The sequence below is a fragment of the Nonomuraea insulae genome, from assembly GCF_042656245.1.
Genome location: NZ_JBHSPA010000004.1, coordinates 24698 through 47286 on the forward strand (window position 1 = coordinate 24698; position 22589 = coordinate 47286).

Annotated in this window: 27 protein-coding genes and 1 pseudogene; 20 read left to right on the forward strand and 8 right to left on the reverse strand. The window is 70.5% G+C overall.

Going from position 1 to position 22589, the window contains the following annotated elements:
* Positions 1-10 precede the first annotated feature (10 nt).
* Positions 11-784, reverse strand: coding sequence for a hypothetical protein (locus ACFPZ3_RS01500; RefSeq protein ID WP_379512074.1), 774 nt, complete (start codon positions 782-784; stop codon positions 11-13).
* 55 nt (positions 785-839) lie between these two features.
* Here ACFPZ3_RS01500 and ACFPZ3_RS01505 point away from each other — a divergent pair, with 55 nt between their 5' ends.
* From ACFPZ3_RS01505 to ACFPZ3_RS01535, 7 genes are read left to right on the forward strand one after another with little or no spacing between them, the layout of a single operon-like run.
* Positions 840-1841 carry an AAA family ATPase gene (locus tag ACFPZ3_RS01505; RefSeq protein ID WP_379512075.1) on the forward strand — a complete coding sequence of 334 codons (1002 nt, stop codon included), beginning with the start codon at positions 840-842 and terminating at the stop codon, positions 1839-1841.
* Positions 1838-2776, forward strand: a complete 939-nt coding sequence (locus ACFPZ3_RS01510; protein ID WP_465263533.1) for a DUF58 domain-containing protein — start codon at positions 1838-1840, stop codon at positions 2774-2776. The genes ACFPZ3_RS01505 and ACFPZ3_RS01510 overlap by 4 nt, the downstream gene beginning before the upstream one ends.
* Complete coding sequence (locus tag ACFPZ3_RS01515) at positions 2773-3720, forward strand: VWA domain-containing protein (protein ID WP_379512076.1); 948 nt, start codon at positions 2773-2775, stop codon at positions 3718-3720. Before ACFPZ3_RS01510 ends, ACFPZ3_RS01515 begins: the two co-directional genes overlap by 4 nt.
* Positions 3721-3731: 11 nt before the next feature.
* Entirely contained in the window at positions 3732-4334 is a 603-nt protein-coding gene (locus tag ACFPZ3_RS01520; RefSeq protein ID WP_379512077.1) for a class I SAM-dependent methyltransferase, read from the forward strand.
* Positions 4331-4870 (forward strand): TrmH family RNA methyltransferase, encoded by a 540-nt coding sequence (locus tag ACFPZ3_RS01525; RefSeq protein ID WP_379512078.1) that lies wholly within the window; start codon positions 4331-4333, stop codon positions 4868-4870. Before ACFPZ3_RS01520 ends, ACFPZ3_RS01525 begins: the two co-directional genes overlap by 4 nt.
* Positions 4871-4909: 39 nt before the next feature.
* Positions 4910-5707 (forward strand): glycerophosphodiester phosphodiesterase family protein, encoded by a 798-nt coding sequence (locus tag ACFPZ3_RS01530; RefSeq protein WP_379512139.1) that lies wholly within the window; start codon positions 4910-4912, stop codon positions 5705-5707.
* 55 nt (positions 5708-5762) lie between these two features.
* On the forward strand, positions 5763-7196 hold the full coding sequence (locus ACFPZ3_RS01535) for an MFS transporter (RefSeq protein ID WP_379512079.1): 1434 nt from the start codon (positions 5763-5765) through the stop codon (positions 7194-7196).
* 24 nt (positions 7197-7220) lie between these two features.
* Here the strand turns inward: ACFPZ3_RS01535 and ACFPZ3_RS01540 are convergent, their stop codons facing one another.
* Positions 7221-7703 carry a winged helix-turn-helix transcriptional regulator gene (locus tag ACFPZ3_RS01540; protein WP_379512080.1) on the reverse strand — a complete coding sequence of 161 codons (483 nt, stop codon included), beginning with the start codon at positions 7701-7703 and terminating at the stop codon, positions 7221-7223.
* Between the two features lie 33 nt (positions 7704-7736).
* Between ACFPZ3_RS01540 and ACFPZ3_RS01545 the strand changes: the two genes are divergently transcribed.
* Both ACFPZ3_RS01545 and ACFPZ3_RS01550 read left to right on the forward strand, forming a co-directional pair.
* Positions 7737-8240, forward strand: coding sequence for a nuclear transport factor 2 family protein (locus tag ACFPZ3_RS01545; protein WP_379512081.1), 504 nt, complete (start codon positions 7737-7739; stop codon positions 8238-8240).
* Positions 8241-8343: 103 nt separating this feature from the next.
* A complete protein-coding gene (locus tag ACFPZ3_RS01550) occupies positions 8344-8952 on the forward strand; it encodes a hypothetical protein (protein WP_379512082.1) in 609 nt (202 codons plus the stop codon).
* A 50-nt stretch (positions 8953-9002) separates the two neighbouring features.
* On the opposite strand, the gene ACFPZ3_RS01555 is transcribed toward ACFPZ3_RS01550, so the two are convergent.
* Entirely contained in the window at positions 9003-9764 is a 762-nt protein-coding gene (locus ACFPZ3_RS01555; RefSeq protein ID WP_379512083.1) for a TSUP family transporter, read from the reverse strand.
* A gap of 84 nt (positions 9765-9848) precedes the next feature.
* Between ACFPZ3_RS01555 and ACFPZ3_RS01560 the strand changes: the two genes are divergently transcribed.
* The 3 genes and pseudogenes from ACFPZ3_RS01560 to ACFPZ3_RS01570 all read left to right on the forward strand — a co-directional run bounded on the left by ACFPZ3_RS01560 (position 9849) and on the right by ACFPZ3_RS01570 (position 11526).
* Positions 9849-10775 (forward strand): LysR family transcriptional regulator, encoded by a 927-nt coding sequence (locus ACFPZ3_RS01560; RefSeq protein WP_379512084.1) that lies wholly within the window; start codon positions 9849-9851, stop codon positions 10773-10775.
* A 77-nt stretch (positions 10776-10852) separates the two neighbouring features.
* Positions 10853-11332 (forward strand): annotated as a pseudogene (locus tag ACFPZ3_RS01565) (LLM class flavin-dependent oxidoreductase); the annotation flags it as partial.
* Between the two features lie 71 nt (positions 11333-11403).
* Positions 11404-11526 (forward strand): hypothetical protein, encoded by a 123-nt coding sequence (locus ACFPZ3_RS01570; RefSeq protein WP_379512085.1) that lies wholly within the window; start codon positions 11404-11406, stop codon positions 11524-11526.
* A 16-nt stretch (positions 11527-11542) separates the two neighbouring features.
* Here ACFPZ3_RS01570 and ACFPZ3_RS01575 read toward each other — a convergent pair whose 3' ends face one another.
* Positions 11543-12730, reverse strand: coding sequence for a cytochrome P450 (locus ACFPZ3_RS01575; RefSeq protein ID WP_379512086.1), 1188 nt, complete (start codon positions 12728-12730; stop codon positions 11543-11545).
* A gap of 74 nt (positions 12731-12804) precedes the next feature.
* Here ACFPZ3_RS01575 and ACFPZ3_RS01580 point away from each other — a divergent pair, with 74 nt between their 5' ends.
* Together ACFPZ3_RS01580 and ACFPZ3_RS01585 are read left to right on the forward strand one after the other, a co-directional pair.
* On the forward strand, positions 12805-13413 hold the full coding sequence (locus tag ACFPZ3_RS01580; RefSeq protein ID WP_379512087.1) for a TetR/AcrR family transcriptional regulator: 609 nt from the start codon (positions 12805-12807) through the stop codon (positions 13411-13413).
* A gap of 92 nt (positions 13414-13505) precedes the next feature.
* Positions 13506-13829, forward strand: coding sequence for a sensory rhodopsin transducer (locus ACFPZ3_RS01585; protein WP_379512088.1), 324 nt, complete (start codon positions 13506-13508; stop codon positions 13827-13829).
* Between the two features lie 10 nt (positions 13830-13839).
* Here ACFPZ3_RS01585 and ACFPZ3_RS01590 read toward each other — a convergent pair whose 3' ends face one another.
* Entirely contained in the window at positions 13840-14823 is a 984-nt protein-coding gene (locus ACFPZ3_RS01590) for a BtrH N-terminal domain-containing protein (RefSeq protein WP_379512089.1), read from the reverse strand.
* Between the two features lie 171 nt (positions 14824-14994).
* Here ACFPZ3_RS01590 and ACFPZ3_RS01595 point away from each other — a divergent pair, with 171 nt between their 5' ends.
* Both ACFPZ3_RS01595 and ACFPZ3_RS01600 read left to right on the forward strand, forming a co-directional pair.
* Positions 14995-15291, forward strand: coding sequence for a type II toxin-antitoxin system Phd/YefM family antitoxin (locus ACFPZ3_RS01595; protein WP_379512090.1), 297 nt, complete (start codon positions 14995-14997; stop codon positions 15289-15291).
* Complete coding sequence (locus tag ACFPZ3_RS01600) at positions 15288-15527, forward strand: type II toxin-antitoxin system RelE family toxin (protein WP_379512091.1); 240 nt, start codon at positions 15288-15290, stop codon at positions 15525-15527. The genes ACFPZ3_RS01595 and ACFPZ3_RS01600 overlap by 4 nt, the downstream gene beginning before the upstream one ends.
* Positions 15528-15562: 35 nt before the next feature.
* Here the strand turns inward: ACFPZ3_RS01600 and ACFPZ3_RS01605 are convergent, their stop codons facing one another.
* Both ACFPZ3_RS01605 and ACFPZ3_RS01610 read right to left on the reverse strand, forming a co-directional pair.
* Complete coding sequence (locus ACFPZ3_RS01605; RefSeq protein WP_379512140.1) at positions 15563-16507, reverse strand: phosphotransferase; 945 nt, start codon at positions 16505-16507, stop codon at positions 15563-15565.
* A 5-nt stretch (positions 16508-16512) separates the two neighbouring features.
* The gene (locus ACFPZ3_RS01610) at positions 16513-17019 is read right to left on the reverse strand and encodes an alpha/beta hydrolase-fold protein (RefSeq protein ID WP_379512092.1); all 507 of its coding nucleotides are present in this window, start codon (positions 17017-17019) and stop codon (positions 16513-16515) included.
* A gap of 250 nt (positions 17020-17269) precedes the next feature.
* Between ACFPZ3_RS01610 and ACFPZ3_RS01615 the strand changes: the two genes are divergently transcribed.
* On the forward strand, positions 17270-18007 hold the full coding sequence (locus tag ACFPZ3_RS01615) for an NAD(P)-dependent oxidoreductase (RefSeq protein ID WP_379512093.1): 738 nt from the start codon (positions 17270-17272) through the stop codon (positions 18005-18007).
* Between the two features lie 46 nt (positions 18008-18053).
* On the opposite strand, the gene ACFPZ3_RS01620 is transcribed toward ACFPZ3_RS01615, so the two are convergent.
* Positions 18054-19256 (reverse strand): LacI family DNA-binding transcriptional regulator, encoded by a 1203-nt coding sequence (locus ACFPZ3_RS01620; protein ID WP_379512094.1) that lies wholly within the window; start codon positions 19254-19256, stop codon positions 18054-18056.
* A 52-nt stretch (positions 19257-19308) separates the two neighbouring features.
* On the opposite strand from ACFPZ3_RS01620, the gene ACFPZ3_RS01625 reads away from it, so the two are divergent.
* The 3 genes from ACFPZ3_RS01625 to ACFPZ3_RS01635 are packed head-to-tail and all read left to right on the forward strand — an operon-like array spanning position 19309 to position 22585.
* Positions 19309-20790, forward strand: a complete 1482-nt coding sequence (locus ACFPZ3_RS01625) for an ABC transporter substrate-binding protein (protein WP_379512095.1) — start codon at positions 19309-19311, stop codon at positions 20788-20790.
* A 2-nt stretch (positions 20791-20792) separates the two neighbouring features.
* Positions 20793-21746, forward strand: coding sequence for a carbohydrate ABC transporter permease (locus tag ACFPZ3_RS01630; RefSeq protein ID WP_379512096.1), 954 nt, complete (start codon positions 20793-20795; stop codon positions 21744-21746).
* Positions 21743-22585 (forward strand): carbohydrate ABC transporter permease, encoded by an 843-nt coding sequence (locus ACFPZ3_RS01635; RefSeq protein ID WP_379512097.1) that lies wholly within the window; start codon positions 21743-21745, stop codon positions 22583-22585. The genes ACFPZ3_RS01630 and ACFPZ3_RS01635 overlap by 4 nt, the downstream gene beginning before the upstream one ends.
* Positions 22586-22589: the final 4 nt, after the last annotated feature.

Below are 22589 nucleotides of genomic sequence, written 5' to 3' on the forward strand. Positions count from 1 at the left end.
AGGCTCAAGCTCACAGCGGCGACTCGTCCCCCGGGTCCTCACCCGGCGACCGGCCCGGCGTGCTCTGCCCGCTCTCCGTCGGCGAGGGCGACAACGACGGCGAGGGCTGCGGCATGGGCGTCTCCGGCGTCGGCGGCGGCGTCGGCACGAACACCGTCGGCGGCAACTGCCTGGGCTGCGGCTCGCTGTCCTGCCTGCCGAACACCATCAGCAGCAGGATCGCGGTCACCAGCAGGAGCAGCAGGATCAGGGCCAGCGCCGCCAGCAGCACCCGCCTGCGCGTCTCGGTCAGCGGCCGGCGCGGGCGCGCCGGCCCGGGCAGCGCGGGCGCGCGGTCGGTCAGCCAGTACGGTACGAAGTCCGGCCCGTGCGCCTCCCCGATGAACGTCCCGCCCACCATGACCGGCTCCAGGAACCACTCGGCCCCCGGCCGCCCCGGCGCGTACGGCACCGCCACCCACGGCGCCCGCCCCCCGTCGAAGGCCAGCACCTCGGGCGTGCCCTCCAGCACCGCGCCCCGCGGCCGGCCGGGACGCCCCAGCCAGCCCCGCACTCCGGACCGTTCCCGCCCGCCGGCCTCCTTGACCGCGGTGACGAATCGGTCGCGCGCGGCGGCGTCGAACGCGGCGCCTCTCGTGAGCACGCCCAGCGACACGGCGCGCCCGTCCGGCGACTGGCCCAGGTACACGAATCCGGCGGGAGCCGAGTGCAGGCGGGCCTGCACCACGTAGGGTCCGAGCCGGGGCGGATCACCGTACTGCAGGGGACTTGCCACGTTTGCCATGAAAGCACAGACGTGGCGTCGTGCACGTTTGCGGCGCGTTTGGTGGAATGGCGTCATGAGCGTCGCCGAAGAGTTGCCAGGCGGAACGGACGTGGGACTGCTGCGTCAGAGTCTCGACGAGGTCCGGCGTGTCATCGTCGGACAGGACCACATGGTCGAAAGGCTCATCGTGGCCCTGCTGGCACGCGGGCACTGCCTGCTGGAAGGAGTCCCAGGCGTCGCCAAGACCCTCGCCGCCTCCACCCTGGCCACCGTCGTGGGCGGCACGTTCGCCCGCATCCAGTTCACCCCCGACCTCGTGCCGAGCGACATCGTCGGCACCCGCGTCTTTCACCCCTCCAACGAGAAGTTCGACGTCGAGCTCGGCCCCGTGTTCGTCAACTTCCTGCTGGCCGACGAGATCAACCGCGCCCCCGCCAAAGTCCAGTCCGCGCTGCTGGAGGTGATGGCCGAGCGCCAGGTCACCCTCGCCGGCGTCACCCACCCGCTGCCCAGGCCGTTCATCGTGCTGGCCACCCAGAACCCCATCGAGTCCGAAGGCGTCTACCCCCTGCCCGAGGTGCAGCGCGACCGGTTCCTGTTCCGGGTCCGGGTGCCGCACCCCAGCGCCCACGAGGAGCTGGAGATCCTGCATCGCATGAGCGTCACGCCGCCCGTCCCCGACCGGGTGCTCGACCCGGACAAGCTGCTGGCGCTGCAGGAGGCGGCCCAGCAGGTGTCGGTGCACCAGCTCGTCGCCGACTACGTGGTACGCCTCGTCATGTCCACCAGGGCCCCCGCCGAATACGGCCTGACCGAGCTCACCGAGACCATCGAGATCGGCGTCAGCCCCCGCGCCACCCTGGGCCTGGTCGCGGCCGGCCGGGCGCTGGCCCTGCTGCGGGGCCGCGACTACCTGCTGCCCGACGACGTGCGCGACGTCGCGATCGATGTCATGTCCCACCGGCTCATGCTCACCTTCGACGCCCTGGCCGACGGCGTGGACCCCGAGCAGGTCGTCAAGCAGATCCTGCACGCCGTACCCCCGCCCCTCGTCGTCTGGAACCAGAACCGTTGACCACCACAGCTGAGCAGGCCCTGCGGCGGCTGGAACTGACCGTCACCCGCCGCCTCGACGGCCTGCTGCACGGCGCACACCAGGGCCTGCTGCCCGGCACCGGCAGCGAGGCCGGCGACAGCCGCGTCTACGTGCCCGGCGAGGACGACGTGCGCCGCATGGACTGGGCCGTCACGGCCCGCACGACCATCCCCCACGTCCGCGACCTCATCGCCGACCGCGAACTGGAGACCTGGGCGCTGGCGGACCTGTCGCCCAGCATGGACTTCGGCACCGCCGACACCGACAAACGCGACCTGGTGGTGGCCGCCGTCGGCGCCATCGGGTTCCTGTCCAGCCGCATGGGCGACCGGTTCGGCGCACTGGTCCTGCACGACGAGTTCGTGCACCGCATGCCCGCCCGCACCGGCCGCCCCGCCCTCTACGGCCTGCTGCACTCCCTCATGGACGCCCCGCGCGGCAGCGTCGTGGACGACCCGCCCGACCTGGCCGAGGGCATCGACGTGCTGTCGGCCACCCGCAGGCGGCGCGGCATGCGGCTGATCGTCTCCGACTTCCTCGACGCCCAGCCCGACCTCGACCCCGACGCCGAACTCCCCTGGGAACGCCCCATCCGGCGCCTGGCGGCCCGCCACCAGGTGCTGGCCGTCGAGGTCATCGACCCCCGCGAGCTCGAACTGCCCGACGTGGGCCGTGTCGCGTTCGCCGACCCCGAGACCGGGAACGTACGCGAAGTGCACCTTTCGCCCAAGATTCGGCATGCGTACGCGGAGGCGGCCGCCCTGCAGCGCGAGGGCACCCGCCTGGCCCTGCGCCGCGCCGGCATCGCCCACCTCGTCCTGCGCACCGACCGCGACTGGGTGTTCGACGTCGCGCAGTTCGTTCTGCGCCAGCGCCGGATGAGCCACCTCGCCCACAGGAGGCCCACCCCATGACATTCCTGGCCCCCGGCTGGTTGTGGCTGTTCGTGCTGGTGCTGTTGCTGGTGGCCGGCTACATCCTGGCCATGTTCGCCCGCCGCCGCTACACCGTGCGCTTCACCAACCTGGCCCTGCTCAACCTCGTCGCCCCCGCGGGGCCCGGCTGGCGCCGTCACGTCGCGCCCGCGCTGTTCCTCGTCATGATGTCGCTGCTGGTCATCGGCGCCGCCAAACCCGCCGACGAGGTACGCGTGCCGCGCGACCGCGCCACCATCATGATCGCCCTGGACGTGTCGCTGTCCATGGACGCCGACGACGTGCAGCCCGACCGGATCAGCGCCGCCAAGGCCGCCGCGCAGGCCTTCGCCCGCGAGCTGCCCGACCGCTTCAACGTGGGCGTGGTCTCCTTCGCCCGCTCGGCCAACGTGGTCATCTCCCCCACCACCGACCACCAGGCCGTGGTCACCGCCATCGGCAACCTCACCACCCGCCCCGGCACGGCGATCGGCGAGGCGGTCTTCAACTCGCTCGACTCGTTGCGCTCCTTCGACCAGCAGGCCGCCACCGACCCGCCGCCGGCCGCCGTCGTGCTCCTGTCCGACGGCGACAACACCTCGGGCCGGTCGGTCAACGAGGCCATCGAGGCCGCCCAGCAGGCCCGGGTGCCGGTCTCCACGATCGCGTACGGCACCCAGGAGGGCACCGTCTCCATCGACGGCAGGCCCGTGAACGTGCCGGTCAACAAGCAGACCCTGCAGTCGTTGTCCGACGGCACCAGCGGGCGCGCGTACGCCGCCGAGTCGGGCAGCGAGCTGCGCGAGGTCTACGAGCAGATCGGCACCTCGCTCGGCTACAAGCTGGTCAACCAGGAGATCACCCAGTGGTTCATCGTGGCCGCGATCCTGGCCGGCCTGCTGGTGTCGGGCGCCGCGGTCCTGTTGGGTTCCCGGATCCCGTAACGTTTGGCGACGTGACTGGTAACGGGGCGCACTACTTCTCCGAGCGGCCGGAGACCGCGAGCAGGCCGGGCTCTGTCGATCTCGTCCTGCCCGACCTGCACCTGCGGCTGGAGACCGACAGCGGCGTGTTCTCCCCCGAGCGGGTCGACCTGGGCACGCGCGTGTTGCTGGAGAGCGTCCCGCCGCCACCGCAGGAGGGCGACCTGCTCGACCTGGGCTGCGGGTACGGGCCGGTCGCGCTGACCCTGGCCTCGCGCGCGCCGGACGCGACCGTGTGGGCCGTCGATGTGAACCGGCGCAGCCTGGAGCTCACGGAGCGGAACGCGCAGGCCGCGCGCCTTTACAAAGTAAGGTCAGTGCATGTCGACGAAGTGCCAGATGAAGTGAGATTCCGGGCCATCTGGTCCAACCCTGCTATCCGGATCGGGAAGCAGGCCCTGCACGAAATGCTCACCAGGTGGCTCACTCGGCTGACGCCCGACGGCGTGGCCTACCTGGTCGTCCAGAAACACCTCGGCTCGGACTCCCTGCAGCGCTGGCTCGGCGAGCAGGGCTGGCAGGCCTCCCGTGAGGCCAGCCGGGCCGCCTACCGCATCCTGAAGGTGACCCGATGAGAAGGCAGCTGCGCCCCACCGACGTCAAACGGCTCAACCGCACCTGGCGCAGGAACACCCACCATCGCCTCGGCCTGGTCGTCGAGTCGGTCACCGGCCCGTTCAACATCGGCTCGATCTTCCGCAGCGCCGCCGCGTTCGGCGTGGACGAGATCTGGCTGGCCGGCAACGCCACCCCGCCCACCAACCCCAAGGCGGGCAAGACCGCGCTGGGCACCGAGCGGCTGGTCACCTGGCACGAGGCGGTGCCGGCGGTCGAGGCGGTCAAGGCCGCCAGGGAGGCCGGCTACGCGGTGCTGGCGATCGAGCTGACCGGCGAGGCGGTGCCGCTGCACAAGGCCGGCCTCGACCGCGACGTGTGCCTGGTGGTGGGCAGCGAGGACCACGGCTGCTCCCCCGCCCTGCTCGACGCCGTGGACGGCGCCTGCTACATCCCGCAGGTCGGCCGGGTGGGCTCGTTCAACGTGGCGGTGGCCGCGGCCATCGCGCTGGCCGAGGTGCGCCGCCAGGAGTGGGAGAATCTCCCTGATTCGTAACCACACCGTTCACCAGGGAAGGGCATACTTCAGGACGTGTTGAGCCGCCGATTCGCCTTCCTCGACCATCCGGGTCCGCTGGCCTTCGCGCACCGCGGAGGAGCGGCCGAGGGCGCGGAGAACTCCGCCGCCGCCTTCGAACGGGCGGTCGAGCTCGGCTACACCTACCTGGAGACCGACGCGCACGCCACCGCCGACGGCGTGCTGGTGGCCTTCCACGACCACACGCTCGACCGCGTGACCGACCAGCGTGGCCGCATCTCCGAGCTGCCCTACCGGGCGGTCAGCCGGGCCCGCATCGGCGGGGTGCACGCGATCCCGCTGCTGGAGGACCTGCTCGGCACCTGGCCGGAGGTCAAGTTCAACATCGACGTCAAGGAGGCGGCCGCCATCGCGCCGCTGGCCGAGGCGATCAGGCGGACCAACGCCTACGACCGCGTCTGCCTGACCTCCTTCTCCGACGAGCGCCTGGTGCTGGCCAGGGCGGCGCTGGGCAGGGAGGTGTGCTCGGCGCTCGGGCCGCGCGGCGTGGCCGCGCTGCGGGCCGCCGCGGCCACCTCGGGCTACGGGCGCCTGCTGGCCCGCCTGTCGCGCGCCGGAGTCCCGTGCGCGCAGGTGCCGGTGGGCTTCCGCGGGCTGCGCGTCGCCACCGGCCGCCTGGTCCGCACGGCGCACGCCATCGGCATGCAGGTGCACGTGTGGACCGTGAACGATCCCGTCCGCATGGAGCACCTGCTCGACCTGGGCGTGGACGGCATCATGACCGACAACGTCACCGGCCTGCGCGACGTGCTCCAACGGCGCGGGCTGTGGCATCCCGGCCGCATGGCCGCCTGAAAGGCGTACCAGCCGGCCGCAACCCCCCCTGCCGCTAGAGGAGCGACACCACATCATGCCCGTATCCGCACCCCCCGCGGCTCTCGACGACTCCCCCGGCGCGCGCCGGCGCGAACAGCGCGGCTGGTACTTCTACGACTGGGCCAACTCGGCCTTCTACACCACGATCATCTCGGTCTTCCTGGGCCCGTACCTCATCCCGGTCGCCAAGACCGCGGCCTGCGCCAAGGACTTCGCCGACGTGGCCGCCGCCACCTGCGTCGACACGTTCGACGAACTGGCCGCCGCCAGGCCGGGCCTGGGCTACGTGGACGTGCTCGGCGCCGACATCAGGCCGGCCGCGTTCTTCGGGCTGATCACCACCGTCGCGGTGTTCCTGCAGATCGTGTTCCTGCCGGTGGTGGGCGCGCTGGCCGACCACACCGGCCGCAAGCGGGAGTTGCTCGGCGGCTTCGCCTACGTCGGCGCGCTGGCCGCGATGGGCCTGTTCTTCGTCGAGGGCGACCGGTACATGCTGGGCGGCGTGCTGTTCGTCGTCGCGAACCTGGCCTACGGCTCCTCGATCGTGGTCTACGACTCGTTCCTGCCGCAGATCTCCTCCCCCGCCGAGCGCGACCGGGTGTCCTCGCGCGGCTGGGCCATCGGCTATCTGGGCGGCGGGCTGCTGCTGGCCATCAACCTGGTGCTCTACCTGCAGCACGAGAGCCTGGGCATGACCGAGGGCATGGCGGTGCGGGTCTGCATGGTGTCGGCCGGGCTGTGGTGGGCCACGTTCACGATCATCCCGCTGCTGCGGTTGCGCAACCGGCCGGTGCCCGCGCACGAGAGCACGGCGCTGAGCTCGGTCAGGGGCAGTTTCCGCCAGCTCGGCCGTACGCTGTCGGAGCTGCGGCGTTTTCCGCTGACGTTGTTGTTCCTGGTGGCCTACCTGGTCTACAACGACGGCGTGCAGACGGTCATCGGCAACAGCGCGGCCTTCGCCTCCGAGGCGCTCAAGCTGGACCAGACCGTGCAGATCACGGCGATCCTCATGGTGCAGTTCGTGGCGTTCTTCGGGGCGCTGCTGCTCGGGCGGTTCGCGCGCAGCTTCGGGACCAAGCGTACGGTGCTGGCCAGCCTGGTGTTGTGGACGGGGATCGTGGCGATGGCCATGTTCGTGGCCGAGGGGCAGGCGTTGCAGTTCTACCTGATGGCGTTCGCGATCGCGATCGTGCTGGGCGGCACGCAGGCGCTGTCGCGGTCGTTGTTCTCGCAGGTGATCCCGCAGGGGCGGGAGGCCGAATACTTCAGCCTGCTGCAGATCAGCGACAAGGGTTCGGCGTTCATCGGCTCGCTGACGATCACGATCACCCTGCAGCTCACCAACAGCTACCGGATCGCCATCATGTCCATGATCATCTTCTTTGTGATCGGGTTCGTGCTGCTGGCCATGACGAACCTGCCCAAGGCCATCCGCGCGGCCGGCAACGAGGTGCCCGAGCGCGTCTGACCCTGCCGTTTCAGCCCTGCCGTTTCAGCCCTGAGCTGCCGCCAGCACCATCGTGCCCGGCCCCTGGGCCGCGCCCGGGCCCGCCACGGCCGTCACCGTGTCCGCCGTGGCCTCTCCCCCGCAGTGGGGGCAGGTGACGGCCGGGGTGAAGCGCTCGCCGCAGGAGTGCACCAGCAGCGCGGGCGGCCCGCCGGGCGGCGTGGACCAGCGGTCGCCCCAGGCCATCAGCGTCATCAGGGCGGGCACGATGTCGCGGCCGGCCTCGGTCAGGACGTATTCGTGGCGGAGCGGCCGCTGCCGGTAGGGCCGCTTCTCCACCACCCCTGACGCGACCAGGTGCTCCAGGCGGCGGGTCAGCAGGTTGCGCGAGATCCCCAGGTCCTCCGCCAGGTCGTCGAACCTGCGCAGGCCCAGGAACAGGTCGCGCAGGATCAGGGGCGTCCACGGCTCGGCCACGATGCCGACGGCCTGAGCGATGGAGCAGTGCATTTCACCGAACCTGTTCACGCACCCAGGATAGTGGGTTGATAAAGTGAACTCATGATAGTTCACATTCAGGACTCACCCGCGCAGGCGTACCGGCTGGCGGGCGAGGCACATGACCTCGATGCCCTGATCGCCACCCTGGCCGACGACGTCGTCTTCCACTCCCCGCTCACCGACGGGACCGAGTTCCGGGGCAAGGAGCAGGTGCGGCAACTGTTCTCCGTCGTTCTGCGCGTCGTCTCCGGCATCCGGTACGTGAGCGACGTCGGCGACGAGCACACGCGGGCGCTGACGGCGACCGCCACGGTGGGCGGCCAGGAGGCCCACGAGGCGGCCATGGTCGAGGTGGGCGAGGACGGGCTGATCAAGGAGGTCACCATGTGGATCCGGCCGCTGCCGGCGCTCACCGCGATGATGGCCGCGCTCGGCCCCGGCCTGGCCGCCGCCACCGGCAGGCCCGGCCTGTCGCTGCTGGTCGGGGCGGCCGTCAAGCCCCTCGCCGCGATGACCAGACTGGGCGACAGGACGCTCGTCCCCCTCCTGTCCCGCCCCCGCTGAGAGCGGCCACCGATCCGAACAGAGAGCACTGCTCTTGACATGGGCACTCCCGAGCGAGAGCATTGCTCTCAGAATGGAGCAACGCACTCACCAAGGAGCGCTCATGTCCCCCCGGCTCACCTCCGCGGCCTTCGCCACCAGCGGAATCCTCTTCCTGCTCTATCCCGCGATCCGTCCCTCCGGCGACGACGCCGCGGCCATGGCCTCCACCTCCTGGGTGGCCGGGCACGCCGCCGCCATGGCCGGGTTCATCCTGATCGGCCTGGCCGTGCTCGGGCTGCACCAGGTGCTCGGCGACCGGCTGTCCCTGCGGGCCGCGGTGGTGACGTGGATCGGGGCGGGGCTGACGCTGCCGTACTACGGGGCCGAGGACTTCGGCCTGAACGTGATCGCCCGCCGCTCCCTGCGCGACGGGGCGCCGGCCCTGATGGAGCTGGCCGAGGAGTTCAGGTACGGGCCCGTCGCGGTCACCATGTTCGCCGCCGGGCTGGCACTGCTCGGCGTCGGCCTGGTCATGGCCGCCGTCTCCATCTGGCGCTCCGGCACCCTGCCGAAGTGGAGCGGGCTGGCGCTGGCGCTGGGGTTCGCGCTGTTCATCCCGCAGTTCTTCGGCCCGTACCCGCTGCGCGTCGCGCACGGCGCGCTCATCCTGGTCGGCGGCCTCTGGACCGCGGCCGCCCTGTGGCGGGCCGGCGAGCGCCAGAGCCGTTGAGTCGCGGCGAAGCGTCAGCCCGCCGGACCTGTGCGGTCCGCCGCGGCCGGTCAGCCGCGCAGGAAATAGAGGGCGGTCATGGTGACGGCGGTGGCCAGGACGACGCTTCGCAGCAGCCAGGCGGGCAGGCGGAGGGCGAGGCGGGCGCCGGCCAGGCCGCCGGCGATGGCGCCGGTCAGCATGGCGGCGACGAGGAGCGGAGCGCTCAGGGCGTCCGAGGCGACGGCGAACAGCACGGCGGCGCTGAGATAGATGGCCGCGAGCTGGGCGACCCTCATCGGGTTGCCGACCGCGGTGTCGAGGCCGAGACCGATGCTCCAGAGGGCCAGCATCATGATGCCTACGGCGCCGCCGAAGTATCCGCCGTACACGGCGAGGAGGAACTGGCCGATCAGGACGGCCCGGGAGGTCATGCCGACCGGACGGCCCAGCCCGGCGCTCAGCGCGTGGGAGACCTGGCGGCCGAAGGCGAGGACCAGCGTGGCGAAGGCGAGCAGCCAGGGCACGGCGGCGTCGAACGACGCCGCCGGCAGCGCCAGCAGCACGCCGGCGCCGAGTCCGCCACCGATCACGCTGGTCGTGGTCAGCGCCGTCGTGGACGTCGCGCCGACCGGGGTCAGCTCGCGCCGGTAGACCCACGCGGCGGCCACCGCCCCGGGTACGAGGGCGACGGTCGACGCCGCGTTGGCCGTCACGGAGGACAGGCCGACCGCGGACAGGGCGGGCAGCGCCACGAACGTCCCCCCGCCGCCGACGGCGTTCAGCGCCCCGGCGGCGACACCGGCCAGCAGGGCGATCAGAATCTCGGACATCTGCCGAGCATCGCCCCGTGACCGCCCGGCCCACAATGCGTAATCGGCGTAGCCAGCCTAAGGCTGCGACATAGGCTCGTACGTGTGCGTTATGACCTGGACGACCTGCGGCTCTTCCTTCACATCGTGGCGGAGGGGTCGATCACGGCCGGCGCCCGCCGGATGCACCTGAGCCTGCCCTCGGCCAGCGCCAGGGTGCGCTCGCTTGAGCACCACGCCGGCGTGACCCTGCTGATCCGGGGCCGGCGGGGAGCGCGGCCCACCCCCGCCGGGACGGCGCTGGCCCGGCACGCCCGCGACGTTCTCGCCCAGACGGCGCGGCTCGAAAGCGCCGTGGCCAGCTACGCCGGGTCCCCCGCCGCTCCGCTGACCCTGCTGGGCGGCGGCTCGGCGATGCATCGGATCGTGCCGCAGGCGCTGGTCTCGTTCCTGCGCGCGCATCCGGACGTGGACGTCGTCGTCCGCGAGAGCCGTACCCCGCGGACCGTGCGGATGCTCGCCGGCGGCGAGGCGGACCTCGGGGTCGTGCTCGACGACGAGGCCCGCGACTGCGGCCTGGAGATGGAACCCCTCGGCGACGACTCCCTCGTGGTGATCGGCCAGGCCGGCGGGGTCCTCGCCGGGCGGAGCGCGCTGGCCTACCGCGAGGTGGCCGAGCACCCTCTCGTCGGGCTCGACGCCGACTCCTCGCTGCGGCGCTGGATCGAGAAGAACCTCGGGCCGCACGCCCCCGTCGTGCGCTACCGCACCACCGTCGCCGACCTCAGCACCCTCGTCGCGCTCGCCGCCGCCGGAGTAGGGCTCGCCGTCGTGCCGTACCGCGCCATCGAGCCAGGCCGGCCGCTCGACGTGTGCCGGCTGAAGGATCCCTGGTCACGGCGGCACCACCTGCTGGCCTGGGGCGCGAAGGCCGGCCCCGGCGCGGCGGCGCTCGCCGAGCACCTGCGTCAAGCGGCGCTGTCCGAGCCGGTGACCCTCCCGGGCCAGCGGAAGCCGCTGTTTGAAGGGTGATCACCGGGGTCGGCCCGCAGCTCATCTGGACGGACCCGGCCGTCGCGCCGCACGTCGCCATCGGCACCTTCGTGCACGTGGCGCGCCTGCTGGAGCGCGGCCTCTTCGACGCCTTCCTCCTGGGCGAGGGGCTGCGCGTACGGGAGAACCGCGGCCGCGTCTACGACCTGGACGTGGCCGGGCGGCCCGACGCCATCACCCAGCTCTCCGCGCTCGCCGCGGTCACCGAGCGGATCGGGCTCGTCGCCACCCAGAACACGACCTACAACTTCCCCGCCGATCTCGCGCGCCGCCTGGCGAGCCTGGACCTGCTCTCGGGCGGGCGGGCCGGCTGGAACATCGTCACCACCGACAACGCGTGGACGGGCGCGAACTTCCGGCACGGCGGCTGGCTCCCCCACGAGCGGCGCTACGAGCGGGCCACGCAGTTCGTGGAGGCGGCCAAGAAGTTGTGGTCGTCCTGGGCGCCGGACGCGATCGCCGAATCGGGCCGGGCTGCGTCCTGGGCGCGGCCGGGAACGATCCGCGAGGTGGAACGCGACACCGACCTGGTACGGCTGCGCGCCCGCGCCACCGTGCCGCCCAGCCCGCAGGGACGGCCGGTGTTGTTCCAGGCACCCCGCACCTGGTGCCCTCCTCGCTGGCGGACATCGTGGACAAGCTGGTGCCGGAGCTGCAGGAGCGCGGCGCGTACCGGACCGAGTACACCGGGACGACGCTGCGCGAGCACCTCGACCTGCCCGAGGCGTGACGGTACGGGCGTCTGGCTACCAGGTGACCGGGAGGGCGGCCACGCCGTAGATGGTGGCCCGCGGCCGCATCGGAACCTCTCCGTCCGGTACGGCCAGCCGCAACCCGGGGAAGCGGCGCAGCAGCGCCGGATAGGCCAGCCGCATCTCCAGCCGGGCCAGCTGCTGGCCCAGGCACTGGTGAATGCCGTGACCGAAGCCGAGCTGCTGCCCGGCCTGGCGGGTGACGTCGAAGCGGCCGGGGTCCGGGAAGCGGGTCGTGTCCCGGTTGACGGCCGGGAGGGAGATCGTCACGGTCTGCCCGGCCTTGATCGTCTGCCCGGCGAGCGGCACGTCGGCCCTGGCGACCCGGATCGGGCCGATGTGGACGATGCTGAGGTAGCGCATCAGCTCCTCGACCGCGCTCTCCGCGACCCCGGGATCCGTGCGTACCAGCTTCGCCTGCTCGGGGCGGCACAGGAGCAGGAACGTGCCCAGGCCCAGCATGTTCGCGGTCGTCTCGTGCCCGGCGGTCAGCAGCAGCGTGGCCACGCCCGTGAGCTCCTCGTGGGTGAGCTCGCCACCGGAGACCAGCTCGCTGAGCAGGTCCTCGCCGGGTTCGGCCCGCTTTCTCCCGACCAGCTCGGAGAGGTAGCCCATCAACTCGGCGCCCGCGGCTCCCCGCTCCTCGATGGAGTTGTCGAAGTTCACCGCCTGCGCGGTGGCGTTCTGGAAGTGCGCGCGCTCGCCGTACGGCACGCCGAGCAGCTCGCAGATCACCAGCGACGGGATCGGCAGCGCGAACGCCGTGACCAGGTCCGCGGGAGCTCCCGCGCGGGCCATCTCGTCGAGCTGACCGTCGATGATCTCCTGGATCCTGGGCTCCAGCCGCCGCATCTTCCGCATGCTGAAGTGCCCGGTCAGCAGCCGGCGGTAGCGGGAGTGCTCGGGGTTGTCCATCGCGATGAAGAAGCCCGGCGGGATCACCAGATCCGCCAGCCCCTCGGGCGGCGTCAGCTCCTTGACCGGCGGCGCGGCCCCCTGCGAGGTGTTGCTGAAGCGCGGGTCGTCGAGCACCGCGCGTGCCTCGGCGTATCCGGTGACCAGCCAGCCGGGCCGTCCGTCGGCGTAGGTCATCGGGTGCAGCGGTCCGTGGATCTCTTTCAGCACGGCGGGCGGCTCGAACGGGTCCTCCCGCTCGAGCGGCAGCGTCTCGAGGTTTTCCATGCCTCCCAGAAAAGCGCATAGACTGCGAAATTGCAACGTATGCATAAACGCAGAGCATGCGGTAGGGTGGCGCCGTGGAAGGTCATCGCGAACGCAAGAAGGTCCGCACCCGCCGCGCGCTGCTGGAGGCCGCCGTACGGCTGTTCGGCGAGCAGGGCTACGAGCAGACCACCGTCGCCGAGATCGCCGCGGCGGCCGACGTGGCACCCCGGACCTTCTTCGCGTACTTCGCGAGCAAGGAGGATGTGCTCTTCCTGCATGCCGAGGATCGCGGGCAGGACATGCTCGACGTGATCGCCGGGCGGCGACCTGGGGAATCTCTGGGCGCTCTGCTGGGCCGGATGTTCGAGGGCCTGGTGCGCAGCATGGCCGAGGACGACGAACTGGACTTCGCGCTGTCTCCGGTGCGGGCGCGGCTGATGTTCACCGAGCCCGCACTGCGGGCCCGCGGGCTGACGCTCATGATGGAGGAGCAGCCCCGGGTGGCCATGGCCCTGTGCGAGGTCTACCCCGAGCTGGATCCCGTGTCGGCCGGGGCGGCCGTCGGGAGTTTCATGGGCGCGCTGGCCGTGGCGGGGCTGGTCGCCCAGCAGCAGGGCGGCTCGAACGAGGCCGTCCTGGCCGCCGGGCGGCGGGGGATCGAGATCGCGATCAACGGGCTGTCCAGTCTCGACGGTTCGTGACCCGCCACGGCAGGAGTCTCCGTGGCCGCGGGATAGATCCTGACTTGCCGGGGTAGCGGAACGTCTGCCGCAGCAGCAGACGGGAGTCGCGCATGAGCACCATGGTGGGCAACTGGAAGATGGCGATCAGCGACGGGTGCATGCCCGGCGACCGGCTCCACCTGCTCAACATCAGCCCCGCCGGCGCCCACGTCGAGCTGACGTTCTGCGCGGAGGGCGGTCAGCCGCTGGGGCCGTTCCGCCTGATCATTCCTCCGCGGCGCACACTGTCGCCGGCCTTGGAGGACCTGGTCGATTCCGGCCTCCCCTTCCCGAACCTGCCGTACTGCGCCGTGGTGGTGTCGGACGCGCCGGTGCTCGTGCAGCCCCACCCGGCGGACCAGGGCATGGCGAAGGTGCGGCGGTCCGCCGCCTGACGGCCTTGGGCTACACCTGGCGCAGCGCCCGCATGGCGTCCTTCTCGATACGCGAAAGATCGTGGAGGATGACGCCGGCCTGATCGAGGCACCCCGCGTCGCCGCTCTCTCCGGCCTTCGCGATCAAGGCGGACACGTCCGTCCACAGGACCGCGGCCTCGGCGTACAGCCTGTGACCCGCCCGGAGGTTGCCGTCGTCGATCAGCCGGGTGCACTCCTCGAGGAAGTCGCGGTAGAGGGCGCGGAACAGAGCCCCGCCGGTTCCGCCCTTCTCCATGAGGAGGGCGGCCTGCGGCAGGTCCTGCCGCGGGTCGCCGGCGCGTAGCAGCCATCGGGGCACCTGTTTGCCGGCTTTCTCGATGCCGCGGTGGCCCAGGTTCGCGATGGGGGCGGCGAGGAAGGCCTCGGCGCAGTCCTTGATGGCGGGGATGATCTGCTCCTGCCAGGAAAGCGGGTGAGCCGGCAGGGTGATGGTGAAGGATCGGTTCCTGGCGGTCATCGGGCCGCGTTCGGCGCGCGCCAGGGCGAGGGCGGCCCGGCTGGTGCGCACCGCTCCTCCCTGCTGGTCGGTGTCCACCAGGTGAACGTCGTGCTCGTCGTAGCCGTACATGGCGACGACATGACCGCCGAAGTGCACCTTGGAGCGGAAATAGTCCAGGTGGTAGCAGTCGAGCTGGAGGCCGACCGGCCGGCCGGCGTCGATGGGGGCGGCCACGTTCTCCCACGCCCTGCGCGTCGAGGTGGTCTCCTCGGTCGTCAACGTCAGCCCCAGCCTGGCGGCCAGGTTCCTGGTGAGGTCGAAAGGCTTGACGCGGCCTCCGAGAAAGGGGAACGCCATGCTCTTGCTGTCCCAATAGACGAAGGACAGGCCCGAGGCCAGCCCGAACAGCATGGACTCTGGCAGATCAAGTCCCTCATGCCGCAACAACACCCCCAGCGCGGTCGTCTCGCAGTGGTGCGTGCCACGGGCCTCGATGCCCTTCACGATGGTCATTGCGTCGCTCTCCTCAAAACTGACAACGGTCGACCGCTGGGAACAGCATGAAGTCTCCCCCAGCGGGAGAGTCCAGCCGCACGACGGTGAACACCATGTACATGGTGAACATGCTGTACGTCATGTGCACATTCTCGTAAGGTGGGACGCGACACCGCTTGGAGGATCGTCATGACCGCTGACCCCCTGGGCATCGCCGAAGCCCGGACCCAGCTCGGCACACTGGTGGCGCGAGCCGTCCACGGCCACCAGCCCACCACCATCCGCCGGTCCACGACCGAGCGCGCCGTGCTCATCTCCGAAGCCGACTACGAGGAGCTGCTGAGCGCCCGCCGCGAACTCGAGGCCAGCCGCGTGGCCGAGGCGATCGCCGCTCACGGGCGCGGCGAGCGCGAGATGATGACGTACGACAGCAAGGCCGCCCTGTATGCCGACCTTGACCTTCCGGCCCCCGGCAAGCGCTCTTGAAACGACTGCTCCACGTCGACCTGGCAGTACGCGACATCCTGCGCCAGGCCGCGCTCGGCCTCCGCGCCGCCATCGCCGACGCCCTGCTCGACCTAATCGAGGATCCGGAACCGCTCGGGGCCGTACCGTACGGCGGCATTCCCGAGGCGTTCGAGATCCGCACCGACACCTTCCGCATGGTCTACACGTGCGGCCCCGACCATGTCTCCGTCTGGGTCCTGGAGATCAACACCTAGCCCCGGCGTGCGATTCGCAGCCAGGCCCCGGTTGACTATGGACGTAGCCCGCGGAACAGGGCCAATCGCCGCTGGTGGTAGTCGATGTCCTCCTGAGTGTGGACCTCGCCGCGCGCCGCCTGGGTTTCAAAGGCAGCCGCTTCGCAGCGCAGCCGGTGGCGGATCAGCTGGGCCAGCGCCTCCTCATCCAGACGGGAGGCGGTGCCGCCTGCGGCGGCGTACTCGGTGAAGAACTCCTGTGCCGGCCCGAGATCGGTGGACCAGGGATCGCTGAATTCCCGCGCCGCGGCCGCGACCTCCAGTGCTGGTGGGCCCACCAGCGCCTCGTCCCAGTCCAGCACGGCGACGAGGCGATCGTCGCGCACGAGCAGGTTGGCGCGGTAGTAGTCGCCATGCAGCGGGTGCGCGAGAGGCTGGAGGCGGTGGAAGCCGGCCAGCCAGCGGTCCAGACCGGTGTCGACGAGGTTCGGGGGCCCGTTCCACGTCTCACCGTACGATCCCGTCTCCATCCCGCTGGGAACAGGCCGCGCCGGCATGGGTGAGGCGCAGGTGAGCAGCGCACGATGGAGCCGTCCCAGCAGACGGGCCGCCTGCGCACGCTGCGCGGGATCGTCGCGGTCGAGCCAGTCGCCCACGACATGTTTCCACACCGAGACGGGATGATCCCGGACACGTACGACGGTGCGGTCCCGGCGGGTGGACAACGGCCGCACCACCTCCTTCACCCCGCCGGCAGCGGCTCGCAGAGCGACCTCATGACACCATTCGGCCTCCTCCGTCGAACGCCACCGCGGCCCGATCCTCACCACCAGTTCGCCGCACCGGTAGGCGGCGGATTCCTCCCCGCCGGGCAGCCGGACCGCGCCACCCGCCTCTTCGCCGGCCCCAGGCCGGAAGACATCCGGTGGCCAGGAGATCTCCCACTCCCGTGCGACGGCATCCAGTACGGCCTGGGACAGGGCAGCGGAAGCAACAGGCATCGTGCTCACACACCCACGGCAGCGCGCAGAACGGGCATCGCCCGCTTCAACGCACGTTCCCAGTAGGGCCAGGTGTGCCTGCCGGGCCCGTAGAAGTCGGTCGTGATCTTCACGCCGGCTGCGCGGGCCTGTCGCGCGAAGGCTTTCGACTGGCTCAGCAGCGCGTCCTCGAAATCGCCTGTCGCGCCGGGCGGGTCCAGCGGACCGGCCTGCCCGTTGCCCGAGGAGACGTACAGCCGGACCCCGCGCAACTGCCCGGCCAGCTTGGTCGGGTTGTGCGCATCCCAGACATCCTTGTTCGTGCGCACGTCACCCCACAGCGCGGCCGGGTGAACACTGAGCTGCTCACCCCGATCCCCTGCCTTCTGGCCGTCGAGGACCCGCACCACGGACGGGGACGTGGTCGCCGGGGCTGCCATGAAGGGCCCGGTCGGTTGCGAACGGAACACCACGAAGGCGACCGCTACCAGCACGACGGCCGACCCGGTCAACCACACGCGCGGACGCCTCATAGCGCTCCTGATCTCCTCACCAGTCATACGCGCGCAGAGTCACGATCCGGACTCGCCGCCGGGGCCGTCCGAGGCGCCTGGGCCGGTGCCGGGGCAGGCGCGTGGCTGAGTTCAGTCGGGCTCGCTATCACTGCCGGTGATGAGGCTTGTTCTGATTGAAGGTTTCCGGTGGCTTTCCGGTCGCGTTGACTCAAGGCGGCCACCACCGAACTGCTGACCGCAGCTCATTCAGAGAAGACGTGAACCATACATGGAAATCGCACGCGACAAAGATGCCAGTGGCCCTGCCAAGCAGAAGATCTGCATCGTCGGGGCCTCCGGGAAGCTCGGGCAGTACATGGTGCGGCACGCTCTGGACCGGGGTTACGAGGTAGTCGGCGTGTGCCGAGAGGGGAGCGTGTCCAAGCTCGACGCGTTCAAGGGACGCATCACCCTCATTCCAGGAGCGACCGACGATCGCGACGTCATCAAACGGGCAGTCGACGGCTCTGACGCTGTGCTGACCGTGCTCGTCCCGCGCGGGGTCCACGGGTACGCGGCGGGAACGGCCCAGGCGGTGCTCGACCACGCGCGGCCTGGAGCACGCCTGCTGTTCTCCTGCGGCTGGCACATCACGCTCGACGGCCAGGATGTGTACTCGTGGAAGATCAAGGCGCTGGTCAAGGTCGCCGGTCCGCTCGCGCGGCTGGCTCGCTTCGCCGACCTCGACGACCAGGTGGAAGCATGCCGGCGGGTGTTCGCCAGCGACACCAGATGGACCGTCGTTCGCGGCAGCGACCTGGAGGAAGGCGACAGCCAGGGTCTGCCCGTATGGAGCCGGCACGTCGGCGACCCCATACTCAAGAGCAACCTCACCCGCCGCATCGACTTCGCCTTGTTCATGGTCGAGGCCGTCGGCAACGACGAACTCGTTCACCGGGCACCGGCGATAGTCGGCTGCCGGACACCCTCGGCACTCGCCCATGCCTCCGCGACCCCGGCGCCGTGACCCGGCCGGCCGCTGTCGATGAACCTGTCGCCGTGGCGCCGGTGGTTCAGGCCGGTGCCGAGGCGGTGGAAGCGCGGTAGACCATGGACACGGGGAGCACGGCGCCCTCCGGCGACGCGCCGCTGGACGCGATGCGATCGAGGAGGAGGCGGACGGCGGCCGCTCCGGCGTCGAAGAACGGCACGCGGACGGTCGTCAGCGGCGGGATGGTCCGGGCGGCGACCGGATGGTCGTCACAGCCGACGACCGAGCAGTCGTCAGGCACCCGGCGCCCTCGCTCGTGCAGCGCGTTGAGCACGCCGACCGCCATGAGGTCGTTCTGGACGTAGATCGCGGTGATGCCGGGGGCCCGGTCGAGCAGCCGGTGGGTGGCGGCGTATCCGCCCTCGACCTCCCATGCGCCGTCCTCGACGAGGAGGGGATCGTACGGCAGGCCGTTTTCGGTCAGCACCTGGCGGTAGACGGCGGTGCGCTGCTGCGCGCTGTGACGCTGCTGGAGGCCGGTCACCATGGCGATGCGGCGGTGGCCGAGCGCGAGCAGGTGGCGGATCGGGAGCGCCGCGGCGCCCTCGGACTCCGAGGTGACGGTCGCAACGCCGCCGCCGGCGATGTCGTGCAGGCTGACGGACGGAGGCCCGGAACGCAGCACTCGCCCGACCTCCTCGTCCTCCTCGGCCGCCGGGGCGTTCATGATGATCCCGTCGACCCGGCGCTCCATCAGCACGCGCAGATAACGCACGCAGTCCGAGCCGTCCGGCTCAAGGCTGCTGAGGATCACGCTGAGGCCGTGCCGGCGTGCTTCGCGCTCGATGCCGACGAGGGACAGCGCAGGCGTCGAGTTGCTGAAGTCGACGGTGATCACGCCGAGGGTCAGCGAACTGCGTGACTGCAGGCTGCGGGCCAGCGCGTTGGGCACGTAGCCGATCTCTTCGGCCGCCTCGATGATGCGCTGCCGGGTGGCGGGACTGACGGCGCCCTTGCCGTTGAGCACCTTGCTCACCGTCTGGAAGCTGACGTTGGCGCGTGCGGCGACGTCCCTGAGCGAGACACTGGCCACGGTTGTTACCTCCGGAAGGCGAACGTTCGCATAGCGGCGAGGCGTCACTGCCATACAGCGCCATCCTGCCACATTGCCAACGGGTAAACAGCTCTTCACCATCATCATGTGCAGGGGGTTGACGGATTCGCTTGGGGTAGCCCAGCATAGGCGAACGTTCGCCTTCGGATTCTTGTCCAGATTCGCGATCATCCCCCATCTTCAGTTCCTGCGCGCCAGTCCCGGCGGGAAGGAGAGGATCTCCATGACGACGTTCGGCCGTCGGCAATTCCTCGGGCTGTCCGGTGCCGCCCTCGCGGGCGCCCTCGGCGTCGCCGGGTGCTCCCGCACCTCGGAGCAGGAGGCCGCCACAGCGGCCGGCGGCGAGGTGATCCGCTGGTGGGATCACTTCCAGCCGCTGCAGCCGCTGTACGAGCGGATCTTCGCCGACTACCACAAGGCCAACCCGGGCATCCGGGTGGAGCACGAGGTGTACAACCCGAACGAGATGGGCCAGGCGCTGCAGCTCGCGTTCAAGAGCAAGCAGATCGCCGATGTGCACACGATCGCCGGCCTTGGGCTGTCCGAGGCGGCTCTGGTCGCGGGCGGCTGGTTCTCGCCGCTGGCGGGACAGGACGCGATCCGCGCGAAGCTCCCCGCCGACAGCCTGCTCGAGGGGCAGCACGTCTTCGACGGCCGGCTCTACACCTTCCCCATCTTCAGCGCCCGGCAGTACGCCACGCTCAACTGGTTCAACCGCGAACTGGTCGAGAAGGCCGGTGGCGATCCGGACACCGGCCCGACGACCTGGGACGAGTTCCGCGCTCTCGCCGCGCGGATCACCAAGGACGGCGGCGGGCGGGCGTACGGCTGGATCGAGGGCCTGCAGTTCCTGGAGCGGCTGCAGAGCCACGTGATCGAGCTGGCGATGGCCGCCGGCGCCCCGCTCGCCATGGTTCCCGGGGCGAACGAGATGGGTCTGGTCGACCCGCGGACCGGCGAATACGCCTACGCGAGCGACCCGTTCGTCCACACATTGGAGTTCCTGCTGTCCCTGGTCCGAGACAAGGTCGTGTTCCCCTCCTCGACCTCGCTGGACGCCAGGACCGCCCGGGCCAGGTGGGCGACCGGGGTGGCGGGCATGTTCTTCGACGGGTCGTGGAACATCGGCGTCATCAACGGGCAGTTCAAGCAGTTCATCGACAAGGTCGGGGTCGCTCCCGTTCCGTCACCGGCCGGCAAGCCGGTCCTCTACGGTGCTGCCGCCCCGGGCCAGCTGTTCGTGTCCAGCCAGTCCAAGCACGTGGAGGCGGCCTCCGAGTTGCTCGCCCGGTGCACCGGCCCTGAGTTCTACAAGGCGATCGCCGCGTACATGGACCAGGTGCCCCTCGATCTGGAGGCCGTGTCGACGGCGGACGTGCACCCGACGTACAAGCGCGCGGTCGAGCTGTTCGGCGAGACCGTACGGCTCGCGCCCAGCCCCGTCTCCCGCAACTCCGCCATCACGCAGGTGGTGAGCGAGATGAAGCAGCCGAGGCCCACGCTCGGTGAGATCACCCAGGGCGTCCTCAGCGGTGAGATCACCGACGTCGGGAAGACGTTGCGCGAATACACCGGAAAGCTCTCCGCCGAGCGGGAGCGCGCCACGCGGGTCGTGTCGGCGAAGGGCGTGAAGGTGAGCCTGGACGACTGGAAGTTCCCGAACTGGAAACCGGGCGAGGACTACACGGCGGAGATGTACCAGTAGTGATGAGCAGCGTGACGCGAGAGGGCCCGCCTGTCCCGGCCCGCCGCCGAGGGGCCGCCGCCAGGATCTGGTCGGAGCGGTGGGCGTACATCTTCCTGCTGCCCACCCTGGTGTTGTTCGGCGCGTACACGATCTGGCCGATCATCTCCAGCCTGTACTACTCGTTGCTCGACTGGAAGGGGCTGGGCAGCGAGCGGCCGTTCATCGGCCTGGCCAACTATCTTGAGGCGTTCGGTGACCCGCTTTTCTGGAAGTCGCTCGGGATCACGCTGGCGATGATCGTGGTGACCGTGCCTCTGCGGGTGGGGCTGAGCCTGCTGGTCGCGCTCGTCCTGAACAACCCGAGGTTGCCGCTCGCCAAGCTGTTCAGGACCGCGCTGTTCGTTCCCGTGGTGACGACGACGGCGATCATCGGTGTGGTCATGGGGTTCATCTTCGACCCCGCCGGCGGCCCGGTGAACCAGTTGCTGCTCGACCTCGGGATCGTCGACCAGCCGGCCGACTTCCTGGGGGACCCCGGATCCTCCCTGTGGACGGTGATGGGCGTCCACATGTGGAAGTGGTTCGGCATCACCCTCGTCTACTGGCTCGCCGCGCTCCAGACCATCCCGGTCACGGTCTACGAGGCCGCCAAGACGGACGGCGCGGGCGACTGGGCGTCGCTGCGCTACGTGACGATTCCGATGCTCAGGCCCTTCCTGATCATCATCGCCCTCCTCACGGCCATCGAGACGCTGCAGATCTTCGACCTGGTCCTGACGATGACCAACGGCGGCCCGTTCTTCTCCACCCTCACCACGGAGGTCTACATCTACCAGCAGGCCTTCGCCAACACCACGCCCAGGCTCGGATACGGCGCGGCGCTCGGCGTGCTGTTCGGGCTCTTCACGCTCGTTTTCGCCGGGATCCAGGCCATCGGCATCCGTTACGCCAACCGCGCCAGGAGCAGCTCATGAGGGCCGCCGCCCGTCGCCGCCGTCTCGGGATCTGGACGCAGGTGATCGTGCTCACCGTCATCTGCCTGGTGTGGATCTATCCGTTGTTGTGGATCGTCTCGGCTTCCCTGAAGGATTCGCTGGGGGTCTTCTCCGGAGGGCTCGATCTGATCCCCGAGTCGTGGCACTTCGAGAACTACGTGCGTGCCTGGCGCGACGCCGACTTCGGGTTGTACACCGTGAACAGCGTGGTCGTCACCCTGGGCACGGTGGTGCTGGTCATCCTGCGCTGCGCCCTGGCCGGCTACGTCATCGCCCGCCGGAACTTCATCGGCAAGCGCGCGGTGGTCGCCGTGCTGGTCGCGACGCTGTTCGCGCCGCACGGGCTCACCATCATCCCGGTGGTCGAACTCAGTGACCTCATGGGGCTGCTGAACTCGCGTACCGGCATCATCCTCGCCCTCGCGGGCGGCGGCCACGTCGCCGCCGTCCTGCTCTACGCCGGCTATTTCAGCCGCATCCCGCGTGAGCTCGAAGAAGCGGCGATCATGGACGGGGCGGGCTTCCTGCGCACGTTCCTCCGCATCATGCTGCCGCTGGCGGGACCGGTCACCGCGACGGTGGGCGTCATGACCTTCCTGGCGGCCTGGAACAACTTCCTCCTGCCGCTGGTGTTCACCTTCAGCCGCCCGGACCTGCGCACGCTCTCGGTGGGCATGCTCGCCTTCCGCGGCACCAACTCCACCGACTGGTCCGGCCTCGCCGCCGCGGGCACCATCTCCCTGGTCCCTCTGCTCATCGTCTTCCTCGTGCTCCAGCGCTACTTCGTCGAAGGCGTCGCCGGGGCCGTGAAGTCCTGACGCG

Excerpts from the sequence above, each read along its gene's own strand:
- ACFPZ3_RS01615 (WP_379512093.1), top strand. The coding sequence starts at position 17,270 with ATGGAAATCGCACGCGACAAAGATGCCAGTGGCCCTGCCAAGCAGAAG.
- ACFPZ3_RS01625 (WP_379512095.1), top strand. The coding sequence starts at position 19,309 with ATGACGACGTTCGGCCGTCGGCAATTCCTCGGGCTGTCCGGTGCCGCC.
- ACFPZ3_RS01535 (WP_379512079.1), top strand. The coding sequence starts at position 5,763 with ATGCCCGTATCCGCACCCCCCGCGGCTCTCGACGACTCCCCCGGCGCG.
- ACFPZ3_RS01595 (WP_379512090.1), top strand. The coding sequence starts at position 14,995 with ATGACCGCTGACCCCCTGGGCATCGCCGAAGCCCGGACCCAGCTCGGC.
- ACFPZ3_RS01630 (WP_379512096.1), top strand. The coding sequence starts at position 20,793 with ATGAGCAGCGTGACGCGAGAGGGCCCGCCTGTCCCGGCCCGCCGCCGA.
- ACFPZ3_RS01500 (WP_379512074.1), bottom strand. The coding sequence starts at position 784 with ATGGCAAACGTGGCAAGTCCCCTGCAGTACGGTGATCCGCCCCGGCTC.
- ACFPZ3_RS01505 (WP_379512075.1), top strand. The coding sequence starts at position 840 with ATGAGCGTCGCCGAAGAGTTGCCAGGCGGAACGGACGTGGGACTGCTG.
- ACFPZ3_RS01515 (WP_379512076.1), top strand. The coding sequence starts at position 2,773 with ATGACATTCCTGGCCCCCGGCTGGTTGTGGCTGTTCGTGCTGGTGCTG.
- ACFPZ3_RS01575 (WP_379512086.1), bottom strand. The coding sequence starts at position 12,730 with ATGGAAAACCTCGAGACGCTGCCGCTCGAGCGGGAGGACCCGTTCGAG.
- ACFPZ3_RS01585 (WP_379512088.1), top strand. The coding sequence starts at position 13,506 with ATGAGCACCATGGTGGGCAACTGGAAGATGGCGATCAGCGACGGGTGC.
- ACFPZ3_RS01555 (WP_379512083.1), bottom strand. The coding sequence starts at position 9,764 with ATGTCCGAGATTCTGATCGCCCTGCTGGCCGGTGTCGCCGCCGGGGCG.
- ACFPZ3_RS01550 (WP_379512082.1), top strand. The coding sequence starts at position 8,344 with ATGTCCCCCCGGCTCACCTCCGCGGCCTTCGCCACCAGCGGAATCCTC.
- ACFPZ3_RS01620 (WP_379512094.1), bottom strand. The coding sequence starts at position 19,256 with ATGATCGCGAATCTGGACAAGAATCCGAAGGCGAACGTTCGCCTATGC.
- ACFPZ3_RS01525 (WP_379512078.1), top strand. The coding sequence starts at position 4,331 with ATGAGAAGGCAGCTGCGCCCCACCGACGTCAAACGGCTCAACCGCACC.
- ACFPZ3_RS01635 (WP_379512097.1), top strand. The coding sequence starts at position 21,743 with ATGAGGGCCGCCGCCCGTCGCCGCCGTCTCGGGATCTGGACGCAGGTG.
- ACFPZ3_RS01590 (WP_379512089.1), bottom strand. The coding sequence starts at position 14,823 with ATGACCATCGTGAAGGGCATCGAGGCCCGTGGCACGCACCACTGCGAG.
- ACFPZ3_RS01605 (WP_379512140.1), bottom strand. The coding sequence starts at position 16,507 with ATGCCTGTTGCTTCCGCTGCCCTGTCCCAGGCCGTACTGGATGCCGTC.
- ACFPZ3_RS01610 (WP_379512092.1), bottom strand. The coding sequence starts at position 17,019 with ATGAGGCGTCCGCGCGTGTGGTTGACCGGGTCGGCCGTCGTGCTGGTA.
- ACFPZ3_RS01545 (WP_379512081.1), top strand. The coding sequence starts at position 7,737 with ATGATAGTTCACATTCAGGACTCACCCGCGCAGGCGTACCGGCTGGCG.